This window comes from Luteimonas sp. 8-5, from assembly GCF_029763755.1.
Classification (GTDB): Bacteria; Pseudomonadota; Gammaproteobacteria; order Xanthomonadales; family Xanthomonadaceae; genus Cognatiluteimonas.
Genome location: NZ_JARUVM010000034.1, coordinates 1 through 16,144, shown reverse-complemented (window position 1 = coordinate 16,144; position 16,144 = coordinate 1). Strand labels below are relative to the sequence as shown.

At 69.4% G+C, this 16,144-nt stretch carries 14 protein-coding genes; 10 read left to right on the top strand and 4 right to left on the bottom strand.

What is annotated here, in order from left to right; all coding sequences use genetic code 11:
• Positions 1-17: 17 nt before the first annotated feature.
• The 3 genes from QAA18_RS05545 to QAA18_RS05535 all read left to right on the top strand — a co-directional run bounded on the left by QAA18_RS05545 (position 18) and on the right by QAA18_RS05535 (position 5,674).
• Positions 18-704 carry a Fe2+-dependent dioxygenase gene (locus tag QAA18_RS05545; protein WP_279411720.1) on the top strand — a complete coding sequence of 229 codons (687 nt, stop codon included), beginning with the start codon at positions 18-20 and terminating at the stop codon, positions 702-704.
• Positions 705-822: 118 nt separating this feature from the next.
• Entirely contained in the window at positions 823-3,168 is a 2,346-nt protein-coding gene (locus QAA18_RS05540; protein WP_279411718.1) for a TonB-dependent receptor, read from the top strand.
• A gap of 91 nt (positions 3,169-3,259) precedes the next feature.
• Positions 3,260-5,674 carry a sulfite reductase flavoprotein subunit alpha gene (locus tag QAA18_RS05535; RefSeq protein WP_279411715.1) on the top strand — a complete coding sequence of 805 codons (2,415 nt, stop codon included), beginning with the start codon at positions 3,260-3,262 and terminating at the stop codon, positions 5,672-5,674.
• Here the strand turns inward: QAA18_RS05535 and QAA18_RS05530 are convergent.
• Complete coding sequence (locus tag QAA18_RS05530; RefSeq protein ID WP_279411713.1) at positions 5,668-6,297, bottom strand: HutD family protein; 630 nt, start codon at positions 6,295-6,297, stop codon at positions 5,668-5,670. The genes QAA18_RS05535 and QAA18_RS05530 overlap by 7 nt on opposite strands.
• 54 nt (positions 6,298-6,351) lie before the next feature.
• A complete protein-coding gene (locus tag QAA18_RS05525; protein ID WP_279411712.1) occupies positions 6,352-6,678 on the bottom strand; it encodes a ComEA family DNA-binding protein in 327 nt (108 codons plus the stop codon).
• Between the two features lie 172 nt (positions 6,679-6,850).
• On the opposite strand from QAA18_RS05525, the gene QAA18_RS05520 reads away from it, so the two are divergent.
• From QAA18_RS05520 to QAA18_RS05500, 5 genes are all read left to right on the top strand, one after another.
• Positions 6,851-8,371 carry a M20 family metallopeptidase gene (locus QAA18_RS05520; protein WP_279411711.1) on the top strand — a complete coding sequence of 507 codons (1,521 nt, stop codon included), beginning with the start codon at positions 6,851-6,853 and terminating at the stop codon, positions 8,369-8,371.
• Positions 8,372-8,480: 109 nt separating this feature from the next.
• Positions 8,481-8,666, top strand: a complete 186-nt coding sequence (locus tag QAA18_RS12905; protein ID WP_343226742.1) for a hemin uptake protein HemP — start codon at positions 8,481-8,483, stop codon at positions 8,664-8,666.
• 85 nt (positions 8,667-8,751) lie between these two features.
• The gene (locus QAA18_RS05510; protein ID WP_279411710.1) at positions 8,752-10,983 is read left to right on the top strand and encodes a TonB-dependent hemoglobin/transferrin/lactoferrin family receptor; all 2,232 of its coding nucleotides are present in this window, start codon (positions 8,752-8,754) and stop codon (positions 10,981-10,983) included.
• Between the two features lie 3 nt (positions 10,984-10,986).
• Positions 10,987-11,499, top strand: coding sequence for a Hemin transport protein (locus QAA18_RS05505; RefSeq protein WP_279411709.1), 513 nt, complete (start codon positions 10,987-10,989; stop codon positions 11,497-11,499).
• A gap of 47 nt (positions 11,500-11,546) precedes the next feature.
• On the top strand, positions 11,547-12,452 hold the full coding sequence (locus tag QAA18_RS05500; RefSeq protein ID WP_279411747.1) for a DUF6607 family protein: 906 nt from the start codon (positions 11,547-11,549) through the stop codon (positions 12,450-12,452).
• 1 nt (position 12,453) lies between these two features.
• Here the strand turns inward: QAA18_RS05500 and QAA18_RS05495 are convergent, their stop codons facing one another.
• Positions 12,454-13,887, bottom strand: a complete 1,434-nt coding sequence (locus QAA18_RS05495) for a mannose-1-phosphate guanylyltransferase/mannose-6-phosphate isomerase (RefSeq protein ID WP_279411708.1) — start codon at positions 13,885-13,887, stop codon at positions 12,454-12,456.
• A gap of 43 nt (positions 13,888-13,930) precedes the next feature.
• Between QAA18_RS05495 and QAA18_RS05490 the strand changes: the two genes are divergently transcribed.
• Both QAA18_RS05490 and murU read left to right on the top strand, forming a co-directional pair.
• Positions 13,931-14,953 carry a phosphotransferase gene (locus QAA18_RS05490; RefSeq protein WP_279411707.1) on the top strand — a complete coding sequence of 341 codons (1,023 nt, stop codon included), beginning with the start codon at positions 13,931-13,933 and terminating at the stop codon, positions 14,951-14,953.
• Entirely contained in the window at positions 14,950-15,654 is a 705-nt protein-coding gene (gene murU, locus QAA18_RS05485) for an N-acetylmuramate alpha-1-phosphate uridylyltransferase MurU (RefSeq protein WP_279411705.1), read from the top strand. The genes QAA18_RS05490 and murU overlap by 4 nt, the downstream gene beginning before the upstream one ends.
• On the opposite strand, the gene QAA18_RS05480 is transcribed toward murU, so the two are convergent.
• Positions 15,651-16,144, bottom strand: a 494-nt coding sequence (locus tag QAA18_RS05480) for a DnaA regulatory inactivator Hda (RefSeq protein WP_279411703.1), incomplete at its 5' end; no start/stop codon positions are given. The genes murU and QAA18_RS05480 overlap by 4 nt on opposite strands.

Sequence of the window (16,144 nt, the reverse complement as noted above, 5' to 3'; positions counted from 1 at the left end):
ACAGGCACAGGCCCGCCATGCTGCTGCACATTCCCGGCGTACTCGACCGCGAGCAGGTGGGCCGCTTCCGCGCGGCGCTGCAAGGCGCCCAGTGGGTGGACGGGCGCCAGACCGTGGGCGCCCAGGGCGCCCAGGTCAAGCGCAACGAGCAGCTGGCCGAAGGCGACCCGCTGCGGCGCGAGCTCGGCGACATCGTGCTCGCGGCCCTCGCGTGCAATCCGCTGTACTTCGCTTCGGTGCTGCCGCTGCGGACGCTGGCCCCGCGCTTCAACCGCTATGCCGGCGGCGGCGAATACGGGTTCCACGTCGACGGCGCGGTCATGGCCTTGCCGCCCGGCGACGTCGCCGGGCACCTGCGCAGCGACGTGTCATGCACCCTGTTCCTGTGCGACCCGGACGAATACGACGGGGGCGGGCTCATCGTCGACGACACTTACGGCGAGCACGAGGTGAAGCTGCCCGCGGGCGACCTGATCGTCTATCCCTCGAGCAGCCTGCACCGGGTCGAGCCGGTGACCCGGGGCGAAAGGCTGGCCGCCTTCTTCTGGGCGCAGAGCATGGTCCGCGACCTCGAGCAGCGGCAGACCCTGTTCAAGCTCGATACCACCATCCAGGCGCTGACCGCTGCAGGCGCCGATCGCCAGTCCCTGCTTCAGCTCACCGGCATCTACCACAACCTGCTCCGGCGCTGGGCGGAGACCTGACGCGCCTTGCGCTTGACGCAAATCAAGCCAAACAATAATCGTTCACATTTGCGAACAATTCTCATCTAAGATAGCCCCGCGCCAGCCAGCCGCTGGCTTCGAACCGATCGGGGCAACCTTGAAAGTCGCCAATCCACTGGCCCGCATTCCGCTGGTCCTGCTCAGCCTCACCACAGCGCCCGCACTTGCCGAAGATCTGGCCACGCTCGCACCCGTCGTCGTGACCGCGGCGGGCTTCGAACAGAAGCTCACCGAAGCGCCGGCCTCCATCAGCGTGGTCTCGCGCGAGGAACTGTCCAGGCGGCCCTACCTTTCCCTGATCGACGCGGTCGCCGACCTGGAAGGCGTCGACGTCGGGGAGACATCCGACAAGACCGGGCAGAAAACCATCAGCATCCGCGGCATGGGAGCGGACTACACGCTGGTGCTGATCGACGGCAAGCGCCAGAACAACCACGGCGACATCTACCCCAACAACTTCGGCGGCAACCAGTTCAACCACATCCCGCCGCTGGACATGATCGAGCGCATCGAGGTGATCCGCGGCCCCGCCTCGACGCTGTACGGCGCCGACGCGCTGGGTGGCGTGGTCAACATCATCACCCGCAAGGTCGCGCGCCAATGGCGGGGCTCGGCGACGTTCGGCGGCAGCCACCAGCAGGACGACGCATTCGGCAGCGACCGCACCGCGGACTTTTCGTTGCAGGGGCCGCTGGCCGAAGACCGCCTCGGGCTGGGCGTGCGCAGCTCGTGGTACCGCCGCGACGCGTCCACGCCGGAGTACGAGACCATCCAGGCGCCGGACGGCACCACCTTCGAGCGCTCGCTCGGCTTCGGCGGCGGCGGCAAGACCGTCGACAGCACCAGCCGCAGCGCCGGTGCAACGGTGTCCTGGAAACCCGCCGCATTCCAGAGCGTACAGTTCGACTACGACACGTCGCGGCAGGAATACGACAACACGCCCTACACCAACAACCTCGGCACGACCGCCTATCCGCTCGGCACGGTCGACGGCATCGACGGCATCTGGCGCGCGGCGCCGCGCGTGGGCTACTCGGCCGACCAGCGCTTCACCCGCGACCAGTGGTCGCTGACCCACGAGGGGCAATGGGAGTTCGGCAACAGCTTCGTGTCGCTGGCCTGGATCGAAACCGGCAACCACGGGCGGACCTTGCCGTTCACCGTGGCCGAACGGCTGCGCCACGCCGAGCTCTACTGCGGCAATGCTGCCGTCTGCGCCAGCGGCCCGCATGCCGGGATGAGCCGCGAACAGCGCCAGGCGCTCATGGCGGCCACCTTCCTGCCGCGGCCCAAGCGCACCATGGAAAGCCGCCAGTACACGCTGGACGCCAAGCTCGACATTCCGCTGGACGTCGGCAGCGGCGCACACCACCTCGTCGTCGGCGGCCAGGCCATCGACGGCGAGCTCGAGGATGGCGTGTTCGGCATGGAAGGCGGTGGTGCCGGCAACGGCACGGTGCAGGTACACCGGACCTGGTCGCTATTCGCCGAGGACAACTGGAGCCCGAGCGAAGCACTGACCGTCACCGTCGGCCTGCGCCACGACGACCACAACCTGTTCGGGGGCCGGCTGAGTCCGCGCGCGTATGCGGTGCGCGAACTGGGCGCTGGCTGGACCGTCAAGGGTGGCGTGAGCACCGGCTACAAGACGCCGCGGACCACGGACCTGTACGACGGCATCACCGGTTTCGGCGGCCAGGGCACCATGCCCTTCGTCGGCAACCCGGACCTGGAGCCGGAAACCAGCGTCAATACCGAAGTCGCGCTGTACTGGAAACCGGACGGTGGCCGCCACGACTTCAACATCACCTGGTTCCGCAACGACTTCCGCGACAAGATCGACAACGGCGAGGCCGTCGCCTCGTGCGAAGCCACCGGCGGCACGCGTCCCTGCGTGAACCTGGGCGACTACGAGCTGCTGGGCTACGGCAGCTACGCGCAGAAGGTCAATATCGACAAGGCGCGGATCAACGGCGTGGAGCTGGCCGGCAGCCTCGGCCTGTCGGATGCGCTGGAGCTGCGCGCCAACTACACCTGGACCGACAGCGAGCAGCTCAGCGGCACCGACAAGGGCGTGCCGCTGACCCAGTCGGCTAAACACATGGCCAACGCCACGCTCGCGTGGTCGGCGAGCGAGCGCTTCAGCATGCAGCTGGTGGCCGAGGCGCGCTCCCGGCGCTACCGCGGCAGCCGCGACGACAACGGCGACCCGCGCTACTACCGCGGCTACGAGGTTCTGCACCTGGCAGCGCAGTACCGCTTCAGCGATGCGCTTTCCCTGTCGGCGCGGATCAACAACCTGCTCGACCAGGATTTCACCGGGTTCGAGACGGTGTTCGTCCAGGACCCGGTGGGCGGGGGCTACAGCGCCAGCTACCTGGACGACTACAACAACAAGGACAAGGCGCGGAACCTGTGGGTGAGCCTGAACCTGCGCTTCTGAGGCCGCGGGCCGTCCATCCCTAATTGAGAGTGATTCTCATCCGTGTTCTAATGGGGAATGGGCTTCCGCCCGCCCTTCCCCCGGCCCACGCATGACCACCACATTTCGCAACGCGGTCTTCCAGCTCCACTGGTTCTTCGGCATCACCGCCGGCATCGTCCTGGCCATCGTCGGCGTGACCGGCGGCATCCTCAGTTTCGAGGATGAATTGCTCAAGGCGCTCAATCCGGGTGTCATGACCGTGCAACCGCGCGGCGAGGCCTTGCCTCCCGGCGCGCTGGTGGCACGCGTGCAGGAACAGCGGCCCGGCGAGGAGATCGCATCGCTGCAGCTGTCCGCCGACCCTCGCGACGCGGTCGTCGTCGGCCTGGCGCCGAAGGACGGCGGGCGTCGCGGCCCGCGCGTGCACGCCGATCCCTATACCGGCGAACTGCTCGGCGAACCCCGCCACCAGGAGTTCTTCCGCACCACCATGCGCCTGCACCGCTGGCTGGTCGCCGACGACGCCGGCAAGCAGATCGTCGGCGCGTCGACGGTGATCCTGGTCTTCTTCTGCCTGTCCGGCCTGTACCTGCGCTGGCCCCGGCGCTGGGGCAGCCTGCGCACCTGGTTCGCCCTGGACTGGCGGCAGAAGGGGCGCAACTTCCTTTGGCACCTGCATTCGGTGGTGGGCACCTGGGTGCTGCTGACCTACCTGGTGATGTCGCTGACCGGGCTGTGGTGGTCGTACGGCTGGTACCGGGAAGCGGTCAACAACTGGGCCGCTGCCGGCGCGCCACGCGGCGAACGTCCGGCGCAGGCCGATGCCACCGATCGCGGCACACCCCCGTCCTTCGACTTCGATGCCACATGGCAGGCGTTCGAACGCGCCGCGCCGGCCTGGAGCAGCGCGACCCTGTCGGTGCCCAAGGGCGACAAGCCGGCGAGCGTGCGTTACCTGGATGCGGATCCGGCGCACGAGCGCGCACGCAACGAACTGGCCTTCGATCGCTGGACCCTGGAACCGGTCACGCACGAACGTTACGACGACGGCAGCTGGCGGCAGAAGATCGGCGCGAGCATGTTCGCCCTGCACCGCGGCAGCTTCTTCGGCACCGGCGGCGTCGTCGTCTTCATGCTGGCCAGCTTCGCGATGCCGCTGTTCGCGATCACCGGCTGGATGCTCTACCTCGACCGGCGGCGTCGCAAGCGCGCGGTCAGGACGGCCGCGGCGGGCACCGCTGACACGTTGCCGCAGGCTGCGCCGCAACCGGCCACCGCCGTGCCCCTGCTGGTCTTGCATGCGAGCCAGACCGGGACCGCCGAAGCACTGGCGCTGCGTACCGCGGGCACCTTGCGCGAAGCCGGTTGCCCCGCCGAGGCGCGTGCGCTTGGCACCATTGCACCGGCGGACCTGGCGCTGCACCCGCGCCTGCTGTTCGTGGTCGCGACCTATGGCGACGGCGAAGCCCCCGATCCGGCACGCGCGTTCGCGCGCAAGTTGCGCGACTCCAATCCGGCGCTGCACGGACTCGAATACGGCGTGCTGGCACTGGGCGACAGCGACTACGGCGATAGTTTCTGCGGCTTCGGCCGCGAGCTCGACCAGCGCCTGCGCCATGCCGGCGCGCAACCGCTGTTCGACCGGGTCGATGTCGACAACGAGGATCCGGCCGCACTGCGCCACTGGCAGCACCAGCTTGCGCTGCTCGGCGACCGCACCGATATCCCGGACTGGCGCCCGCCCGAATACCGTCGCTGGCGGCTGGTCGACCGCCGCCTGCTCAATCCGGGAAGCGCCGGCGGCGAGGCCTGGCACCTCGCCCTGGTGCCGGAAGATCCGGCGGACCTGCAGTGGGAGGCAGGCGACGTGGCGGAAATCGGGCCGCGACCGGTGGCCGCGGACGATCCGGCCGCCACCCCGCTGCCGAGCCGCGAGTATTCGATCGCCTCGGTGCCCGGCGACGGCAGCCTGCAACTGATCGTGCGCCGCATGTTCCGCCCCGATGGCCGCCCGGGCCTGGGCAGCGGCTGGTTGCTGGACGGCGTCGAGGTCGGTGGTTGCGTCGACCTGCGCGTGCGCCCGAACCCCGGTTTCCACGTCCCCGCGGACGACCGCCCCGTGCTGATGGTCGGCAACGGCACCGGCCTTGCGGGTCTGCGCGCACTGCTCAAGGCGCGCATCGCCTCGGGCCATGCCCGCAACTGGCTGCTGTACGGCGAGCGCAGCGCGGCGCACGACCGCTTCCACATCGACGAGCTGCAGGCCTGGCAACAGGGCGGCGCGTTGCAACGCCTGGACCTGGTGTTCTCGCGCGACCAGCCGCAACGCCGCTACGTGCAGCACGTGCTGGAGGAAGCGGCCGAACAGGTGCGGCGCTGGGTCGGCGACGGCGCGGCGATCTATGTCTGCGGCAGCCTGCGTGGTATGGCGCCCGGCGTCGATGCGGTGCTGGAACGGATCCTGGGACGCGACACCCTCGAGGCGATGGCTGCAGACGGCCGCTACCGCCGCGACGTCTACTGAGCCGGCGTGCGCGGCGCCAGCCGCATCACCAGCAACTCGCCGCCGCCGTCGAGCAGGTAACGGCGGCGGGCATCGCCGGCGCGCAGCAACGCGCTGTCGCCGGCCGCAAGCGATTCCGCATCGGCCACTCCGTCGATCCGCGCCTGCCCGGCCAGCACGTGCAGCGCCCAGGTCTCGCCCGGGTCGACGAACACCAGCATGGAGCCGACCAGCGGGCGATGCCACAGCGACGCATCGATGGCATCGCGACGCCACATCAGGTTGAAGTCGCGCGTCGGACCGTCGACGAGTTCGCCGACCAGCGCACGCTCGCCGGCGAAGCGCAGGCGGTCGTGCGGCGGCAGCAACTCATGGACTTCGCCGTCGTCGAAACGCAGGCGCATGCCGTTGCCATGCAGCAGCACCAGCACGCGGTCCACGCCGGGGAATGCGGAGAACGGTGCATCGGCATCGATCTCGGCGATGGACAGGCGCCAGTCCCACTCCGCGCTGCCATCGGCGGCGGGTTCGGCATGGACCTGGCGCGTCCAGCCTGCGCCGTTGCGCCAGCGTTCGCGGCGATAGTCCTGCCCCCGCAGGATGCGCACGTGGGCTGACGCGTTGGCGGTATCCGGCTGGTTCATGTCGGCTGGCCCATGGCCCCAGTGTAAGCGTGGCATGGACCAGCCGGATGGCGCTCACTTCCTGGCAGCAGCCTTCGGCGCCGAAGCCGGCTTGCCGGGACCGAACTCCAGGCGGTCGCGGTTCTTCTCCACGGTCTTCAGGCCGATGCCCTTGACCTGGGCGAGCTGCTCGGGCGTCTTGAATGCGCCGTGCTGCTCGCGGTAGGCGACGATGGCCTCCGCCTTCGCCCGGCCGATGTTCACCAGGCCGGCATCGATGGTCGCGGCGTCGGCGGTATTGATGTCGATCCGGTCGGCGGCGGCGGCGGTCCCGAACAGGGTGGCTGCCGCGAGCAGCATGCCCAGGGTCAGCGAGCGCGGAATGGCGGTGAAGGTCTTCATGGCGGTCTCCTCTGGATGGCTGTCCGGCTGGCGGACGCCAGCGGTGGATGCAGTGTCCGGAGCGCCCCGGCCGGGGCCCATCGCCAAACCGCGCACGACCCCGTAGGAAAAAGCCGCTTTCACCAGCGGGGCGTAGAATTGCGGGGACATTCGAACAACGGGACCCATGCCCATGCCAGCCAGCCACGCTCCCCAGGGGGGATTCGATCCAGCCCGCATCGACGCGTTCGTGTCGGAGAAGTGGGACCAGGACATCGTGCCGCAGCTGGTCGAGTACATCCGCATCCCCAACAAGTCGCCGATGTTCGATACCGAATGGGTCGCACACGGCCACATGGACGCGGCGGTGAAGCTGATGGAGACCTGGGCGAAGGCGCAGCCGATCCCGGGCCTGGTGGTCGAGGTCGTGCGCCTGCAAGGCCGCACTCCGCTGATCTACCTGGAAGTGCCGGCCAGCGGCACCGAAACCGGCGACGACTGCGTGCTGCTTTACGGCCACCTCGACAAGCAGCCGGAGATGACCGGCTGGGACGACGACCTCGGGCCGTGGAAGCCGGTGCTCAAGGGCGACCGCCTGTATGGTCGCGGCGGCGCCGACGACGGTTACGCGATCTTCGGTTCGCTGGCCGCGATCATGGCGCTGCAGCAGCAGGGCGCCGCGCACGCGCGCTGCGTGATCCTGATCGAAGCCTGCGAGGAATCCGGCAGCTACGACCTGCCCGCCTACGTCGACCACCTCGCCGATCGCATCGGCATGCCTTCGCTCGTGGTGTGCCTGGATTCGGGTTGCGGCAACTACGACCAGCTGTGGTGCACCACCTCGCTGCGCGGGCTGGCCGGCGGCAACCTCACCGTCAAGGTGTTGGACGAGGGCGTGCACTCCGGCGACGCCTCCGGCATCGTTCCGTCCAGCTTCCGCCTGCTGCGCCAGCTGTTGTCGCGGATCGAGGACGAGGACACCGGCCGCATCCTGGTCGACGGCCTGCATGCCGACATTCCCGCCGACCGCGCCACCCAGGCGGCCAAGGTGGCCGAAGTGCTCGGCACCGAGGTCTACGACAAGTTCCCGCTGCTGCCGGGCATGCAGCCCATGCACGAGGACCTGACGGAGCTCGTGCTCAACCGCACGTGGCGGCCCGCGCTCTCGATCACCGGCATGGACGGCATCCCGCCGCTGGCTTCGGCCGGCAACGTGCTGCGCCCGCATACCGCGGTGAAGCTGTCGCTGCGCCTGCCGCCGACGCTGGACGGCAAGCGCGCCGGCGACCTGCTCAAGGAAGCCCTGCTCCACAACCCGCCGAACGGCGCGCAGGTCACCCTGGAACTGGAGAAGGCGTCCACCGGCTGGAACGCACCGGCGCTGGCGCCGTGGCTCGAGCGCGCGATCGACACCGCCAGCCAGGATTTCTTCGGCAAGCCGGCGATGTACATGGGCGAAGGCGGCTCGATTCCGTTCATGGGCATGCTCGGCGAAAAGTTCCCCGCCGCGCAGTTCATGATCACCGGCGTGCTCGGCCCGCATTCCAACGCGCACGGCCCCAACGAGTTCCTGCACATCCCGATGGGCAAGAAGGTCACCGCCTCGGTGGCGCGGGTCATCGCCGAACACCACGCGGCCAGCGTGCGCGGCGAGACCGGCGGCAGCGCGGCCATGCCCAGCACCCAGGAACGCGGCGAGCACGGCTGCTGCTAGCGGTTTGTGTCCCTGTCCGACGCCCCGCCCAGCGGGGCGTTTTTTTGGCCCGGATGGTTGACCTGACAATGAGAATGATTATCATTGTCAATCTTCAGGGAGGACTTCCATGCAGGCCAGCCATGCCGTTTCCCCGCTCGGGCGCCAGGCCCGGGACGCCAAGAACCCGGCGGCAATGCCGGAAATCGACAGCCGCGAGCTGCTGAAGGCGCGCAACGAGGTCCTGATCCGCCATGCCGGCGAGTGCTACCGGCTGCGCCTGACCCGCAACGACAAGCTGATCCTGACCAAGTAGCCCGCCTCCCCGCCATCCCATAACCCCCGCCAGCCAGCCGATCCATCGGTCAGCCAGCCGACCACCCAAACGAGCTGACCGACCGATGCGACTGCACCCCTTGTCCCTTGCCCTGCTGCTGGCGCTGCCCGCCGCCGCCACCGCCGCCGATGCACCCGCCAACGCAGGGGCCGACAGCGATTCCGCTGCCGACCTCAAGCGCGTCGTCGTCGTCGCGACCCGCACCGAGCGTGCCGAGGCCGATGTCCCCGCCACCGTCGACGCGATCGACCGCGAACGCATGGACCAGTTGCTCGCCCACGACCTGGCCAGCCTGTTCCGCTACGAACCCGGCATCAGCGTCACCTCGGGCTTCGGCCGCTTCGGCATCGGCAGCATCCGCATCCGCGGCCTCGACGCCAACCGCGTGCGCATCCAGGTCGACGGCATCCCGGTGTCGGACGCCTGGGCCATCGGCAGCTATTCCGACGCCAACCGCAACTTCATTGACGTCGACACGCTCAAACGGGCCGAGGTCGTGCGCGGCCCGGCAAGTTCGTTGTATGGCTCCGACGCACTGGGCGGCACCGTGGCATTCACCACCAAGGATCCTTCCGACTATCTCACCGACGGCAAGGACAGCCACGTCGGCGTGCGCCTGGGCACGGAAAGCAGCTGGAACGCGTTGACCACCGGCGCCACCGTCGCGATCGGCGGCGAACGCTGGTCGGGCATGGCCGTGGTCAACCACCGCCAGGGCCAGGAAACCGAGAACCAGGGCGAGATCGGCGGCGAAGGCGCCACGCGCACGCAGCCGAACCCGCAGGATCGCGACGGCCGCAGCCTGGTGTCCAAGCTGGTCTTCGCGCCTTCCGCCGACCAGCGCTTCCGCCTGACCGTGGAAGGCAACGAGCAGGCCGCCGATACCGACATGCTCACCGGCCGCGGCCTGCAGGCGCTGACCGGCGCGAACAACCTTTCGCTCGATGCCCACGACCACCAGTCGCGCGCGCGGGTGTCGTTCGCGCACGAGATGGACGCCGCCGGCTTCGCCTTCGCCGACAGCCTGGACTGGCAGGTCTACCGCCAGGACAGCGCAACCGTCCAGGAAACCGTCGAGGTCCGCCGCACTTCGACCGGCCGCAACGAGCGCCGCGAGCGCGAGTTCGACTTCGACCAGCGCGCGTACGGCCTGCAGGCCAACTTCCGCAAGGACTTCGAAACCGGCGGCGCCAGCCACGCGCTGGCCTACGGCATCGACCTGTCGCGTACCCGCACCGCGCAGAAGCGCGATGGCCGCGTCCACAACCTCGACACCGGGACGACCAGCAACGCGATGCTGCCGGACGTGTTCCCGGTACGCGACTTCCCGGTGAGCGAGACCACCAATGCGGCCTTCTACATCCAGGACGAGATCGAGTTCCGGGATGGCGACTTCAGGCTGGTGCCGGCCGTTCGCGTCGACCGTTACGAACTCGATGCCGAAGCCGACCCGATCTTCGCCGAGGACAACCCCGGCGTCGCGGTCGAGGGCCTGACCGACAACAGCGTATCGCCCAAGCTCGGAGCGGTATGGCGCTTCGCCCCGGACTGGTCGGTGTACGGCGGCTACGCACACGGCTTTCGGGCCCCGCCCTACGGCGACGTCAACATCGGTTTCACCAACGTGATGTTCGGTTACACCGCCATCGCCAACCCGAACCTGAAGCCGGAAACCAGCGACGGCCTGGAGCTGGGCCTGCGCTTCAACGGCAGTGCGACCTGGGCCACCCTGTCGGCATACGACAACCGTTATCACGACTTCATCGAGTCGTTCGCCTTCGTCGGCTTCAACGACGACGGACTGATGGTGTTCCAGTCGCGCAACGTCGCCAATGTGCTAATTCGGGGCGCGGAACTCAAGGCCGGCGCCAGCCTCGGTGCGATACACGACGCGCTCGAAGGCTGGTCGCTGCGCTTCGCGTCCGCATACGCCCGCGGCGAGGACCGCGACACCGGGCTGGCGCTGGACTCCGTCGATCCGCTTACCGCGACCCTGGGCGCGGCCTACGACGCCGGCGACTGGGGAGTGGAACTGGCCGGCCGCTTCGCCGCGCGCAAGGACCGTGTCTCCGATCCGGCACTGTATCGCCAGGCGGGCTATGGCGTCTTCGACCTGCTGGCGCACTACGAGGTCACGCCCGGAGCGCGCATTTCCTTCGGCGTGTTCAACCTCGCCGACAGGAAGTACACCCTGGCCGGCGACCTGCCGCTCGGCGCCAGCGGAACGAGCAACGTGCTCGATCGCTACTCCGCGCCGGGCCGCAACGTTTCCGTGGACTTCGCCGTGGCCTGGTGATCGATGGCGATGCCGTCGCCCTCGCAGCTCGCCGCACTCGGCCCGGTCCTGTGCCTGTACCGGCCGCAGCGCGGCGGCGAACTGGACGGCTGGCGCGCGGCGGTGCGGGCGTCGGCCTGTTGCGACATCGACAGCGAGTGCCTGCGCGAGTGCATCTGCTTCTACGACCGCGCCGGCGATTGCTGCTGGCGCCTGTACCTGCTGCCGGACAGCGACTTCCTTGCCTGGGAATACTTGCTGGAAGGCTTGCCGGCACAAGCCGCCCGCGCACCGGACGACGGCATCGCCCAACGTCTATGGTCGCGGCTGGCGCAGTGCCTGGGCGGCGAACGCTGGCAGGCGAGCCTGCTGCGCTTCCACCTGCCATCGTCCGGGCTGCTGGCGGCGACCCTGACGCCTGTTTCGCGGCTCGGCGAGGCGACCGCGCGCCGCCTCGCCCGGGCCGAAGGCTTGGACAACGATAACCACTATCAATACCCATTGATCCGGCCGACGCCGGGGGAGACGATGCAATGAACAAGCTGGCGATGACCCTGGCTCTCGCGACGCTTTCTACCGCGACGATGGCCACCGAACCGGCGCCCGCCGGGGCAAGCGATGTGGCACGCGCCCACGATGCGATCCTGAAAATGCAGGGCGAGCACATCGTCAGCTTCGCCTTCGACGAGACCGTGCTGCTGCAGCCCGGTTACGAGCGCCACCCGGCCAAGCGCAGCGGCGCCGACGAGGTAGTGATCGTGGTCGAGGATTCCCCGACCCGCATCGTCCTGCAGCACATCCTGGTGTCGCCGAAGAGCGGCCACGTGACCAAGCACTGGCGCCAGGACTGGCAGTACGAGGCGCCGTCGCGTTTCGAGTTCAGCGCCGACCAGACCTGGACCGTGCGCGCGTTGTCGCCCGAGGAAACCGCCGGCGCCTGGACCCAGTGCGTGTACGAAGTCAGCGACGCACCGCGCTATTGCGGCACCGGCAAGTGGGAGTTCGAAGGCGACGTCGCCACCTGGACCAGCGATACCGGCTGGCGCCCGCTGCCGCGCCGCGAATACACCCAGCGCAGCGACTACAACGCGCTGGAAGTGGTCAACCGCCATACCATCGTTCCGGCGGGATGGACCCACGAGCAGTTCAACACCAAGATCCGGCGTAGCGCCGACGGCAGCCAGGCGGAAATCGCGCGCGAGTTCGGCTTCGACGACTACATCCGCAGCAGCGACACCGACTTTACCCCGGCCTACGACTACTGGAAGGCCACGGCTGGCTACTGGGCGCGTGTGCGCCAGCGCTGGGCCGCATTCCTGTCGCAGCCGCCGGGGCTGCGCCTGAAGACCGAAGTCGACGGCATGGCGATGATCATGCCGCTGTTCGAGCAGGCCGCGGCCGTCCAGGAAGGCAAGGAAGTCGCCGACGCCGAGATCGACGCGGTATTCGCGCAGTTCGTCGAGCCTGCCGGCACCGCGGCGGCGGAGTAACTCAGGTCCGGCCGTACACGTCCTCGTAGCGGACGATGTCGTCCTCGCCCAGGTAATCGCCCGACTGCACCTCGATCAACTCGAGGACCTCGTCGCCGGGGTTCTCGAGCCTGTGCTTCGCCCCGATCGGGATGTAGGTCGACTGGTTGGCGTGCAGTTCGAACACATCGTGGTCGCGGGTCACCCGTGCGGTGCCGCTGACCACGATCCAGTGCTCGGCGCGACGCGTGTGCGATTGCAGCGAGAGCGCGGCGCCGGGCTTGACCTTGATCCGCTTGACCTGGAAGCGCGGCCCGGTGTCGATCGAGTCGTAACTGCCCCACGGCCTGTGCACCTCGCGGTGCAGGGCGGCCTGGCTGCGCTGCTCGTCCTTCAGGCGCGCCACGACGTCCTTGACCTGCTGCACCTTGTCCTTGCGCGCCACCAGCACCGCGTCATCGGTCTCGACCACGACCACGTCGTCCACGCCCACCAGCGCCACCAGGCGCCGCGACCAGGCGTAGCTGTTGCGGCTGTCCACGGCGATCACGTCGCCGTGGTGCGCGTTGCCGTCGGCGTCGCGTCGGGCCACGTCCCACAGCGCGGACCAGGAGCCTACGTCGCTCCAGCCAATGTCCACCGGCAGCACCATCGCCGCATCGGTACGTTCCATCACCGCGTAGTCGATCGACTCGGCCGGCGTGGCGGCGAAGGCTTCCGCATCCAGGCGGACGAAGTCGCCGTCGCGCCTGGCCGCGCCGAACGCGGCGCGCGTCCCGTCGAGGATGTCGCTGCGGAAACGCGCCAGCTCCTCCAGGTAGCGCGACGCGCGGAACAGGAACATGCCGCTGTTCCAATAATAGCCGCCTGATTCCAGGTAGCCGCGGGCGGTGGCTTCGTCGGGCTTCTCGACGAAACGCAGCACCTTGCGCACGCCGTCGGCCGGTTCAGCCCGCTCCATATCGGCATGGATGTAACCGAACCCGGTTTCCGCCGCCGTCGGCACGATGCCGAAGGTCACCAGCGCCCCGGCCTCGGCGGCGACCGCGGCCGTGCGCACCGCCGCGCGGAACGCCTCCGGGTCGCCGACGACATGGTCGGAAGGCAAGACCAGCAGCAACGGATCCTCGCCGCCGGCCATGGCCTGCAGCGCGGCGGCGGCGATCGCCGGCGCGGTATTGCGACCGACCGGCTCGAGCAGGATCGTGGGTGCGGCACCGGCAGGCATCCCGCCGGACTGGCGCAATTGTTCGGCGACCAGGAAGCGGTGGTCTTCCCCGGCGACCACGATCGGCGCGGCGGTGCCGGCCAGCGGGGCCACCCGTTGCCAGGTCGCCTGCAGCATCGTGTCGGCGCCCGCCAGTGGAAGGAACTGCTTGGGATAGGCCTCGCGCGACAGCGGCCACAGCCGCGTACCGGAACCACCGGAGAGCAACACGGGTTGCAGCTTGGCCACGGCCATCTCCCTGCGGACTGCCGGGCAGTTTAACCTGTGCGCCATGCAACCCGACCACCACACCGACCCGCGCGCCGCCGAACGCCTGGCTTGGACGCGCGAGGCGCTCGACGCGCCCGGCGCGCGCCTTTCGCGCGCCTCCGTCGATGCCGGCTTCCGCAGCTACTGGCGCAGCGAAGGCACCCCCGACAGCGTCATCGTCATGGACTCACCGCCCGACCGCGAGGACGTGCGCCCCTGGCTGCGCATCCGCGACCTGCTGGAAGCCGGCGGCGTGCGCGTGCCGCGCGTGCTCGCGCGCGACGTCGGGCGCGGGTTTCTGCTGCTCGAAGACCTCGGTACCCGCACCCTGCTGCAGGTCATCGACGACGGCAACGCCGACGCGCTGTTCGATGCCGCCATCGACCAGCTGCTGGAACTGCAGGCAATCACGCCGCCGGCCGACCTCCCCGCCTACGACGAAGCGATGCTGGCGCGCGAACTGCGCCTGTTCGACGAATGGTTCCTCGGCCGCCACCTCGGAATCGCGCTCGAGTGCGGCACGCTGGAATCGCTGGAACTGGTCTACCAACGCCTCATCGACGCGGCGCTCGCGCAACCGCGGGTGCTGGTGCATCGCGACTTCATGCCGCGCAACCTCATGCCGCTGGGCGGCGACGCGGCCGCCGATGGCCTGGCAGTGCTCGACTTCCAGGACGCGGTCGCCGGGCCGGTCGCCTATGACGTGCTGTGCCTGTTCAAGGATGCGTTCGTCAGCTGGCCGCAGGCGCGCATCGACGGCTGGCTGGAGCGCTACCACGCGCGAGCCCTCGCCGCGGGCCTGCCGCTGCCGCCACTGCCGCGTTTCCGCCGCGACGTGGACTGGATCGGCGTGCAGCGCCACCTCAAGGTGATCGGCATCTTCGCCCGGCTGCACCATCGCGACGGCAAGTCGAAGTACCTGGCCGACGTGCCGCGCTTCTTCGCCTACCTCGACGCGGTGCTGCCGCGCTATCCGGAGCTCGCGCCGCTGCGCGAACTGATCGAAGCCCGGGTCCGGCCGTTGCTCGCGGCGGCACGCGCATGAAGGCACTGGTCTTCGCCGCCGGCCTGGGCGAGCGCATGCGCCCGCTCACCAACACCACGCCCAAGCCGTTGCTGGTCGCCGGCGGCAAGCCGCTGATCGAATGGCACCTGGAAAAGCTGGCCGCGATCGGCGTGCGCGACGTCGTGGTCAACACCAGCTGGCTGGCCGACCAGTTCCCGCAGGTCCTGGGCGACGGCAGCCGTTGGGGACTGCGCCTGCATTTCCTCTACGAGGGCCCGGTGGCGCTGGAAACCGGAGGCGGCATGCTCAATGCGCTGCCGCTGCTGGCCGGCGACGGCGACGCGCCCTTCATCGCGGTCAACGGCGACATCGCCTGCAATTACGACTTCGCGCGACTGCCACGTTCCCTGGAAGGCGACGCGCACCTGGTGCTGGTCGACAACCCCGCCCACCATCCACAAGGCGATTTCATGCTCGACGGCGATGGCCGCGTCCACGCCGAAGGCGAACCGAAGCTGACGTTCTCGGGCATCGGTGTCTATCGCGCGGCACTGCTGGCCGGATGGCGCGGCGTGATCGGCGATGCCCCCGGCGCCGAAGCCGAGCCGCCGCGGTTCCGCCTGGCGCCGCTGCTGCGCGCGGCGATGGCGCGCGACACCGCCACCGGCGAACACCACCGCGGCCTGTGGACCGACGTGGGCACCCCGCAACGGCTCGCGGAGTTGGAGCGCGGCGGCTAGTCCTCGCGCAGCGTCTCGCGCAGGAACGGCACCGTGAGCCTGCGCTGCGCTGCAAGCGACGCCTGGTCCAGGCGATCGAACAGCCGCGCCAATCCGCCCAGGTCGCGGCCGACGCGCCGCATCAGCCACTCCAGCGCCGCCGGATCCACCGACAGGCCACGGCGGCGCGCGCGTTCGCGCAGCACTTCGCGGCGGCCGTCGTCGTCGAGCGGGGTGAGTACGATCCGCGCGCACTGCGACAGGCGCGAGCGCAGGTCCGGCAAGGCCAGCGCCAGGCCGTCCGGCGCCGCCCTGCCTGCGTACAACAAGGACACACCGGCGGTGCGCGCGCGGTTGTGGAAATCGAACAATGCGACCTCGTCGTCGCGGTTGCCGGCAATCGCATCGACGCCGTCGAGCGCCACCACGGCCGCTCGCTCGAGCGCATCCAGCGCATCGCGCATGCGCCCGGCCGCGGCCTGCAGCGGCAGGTAGGCCGCGCGCCGGCCCG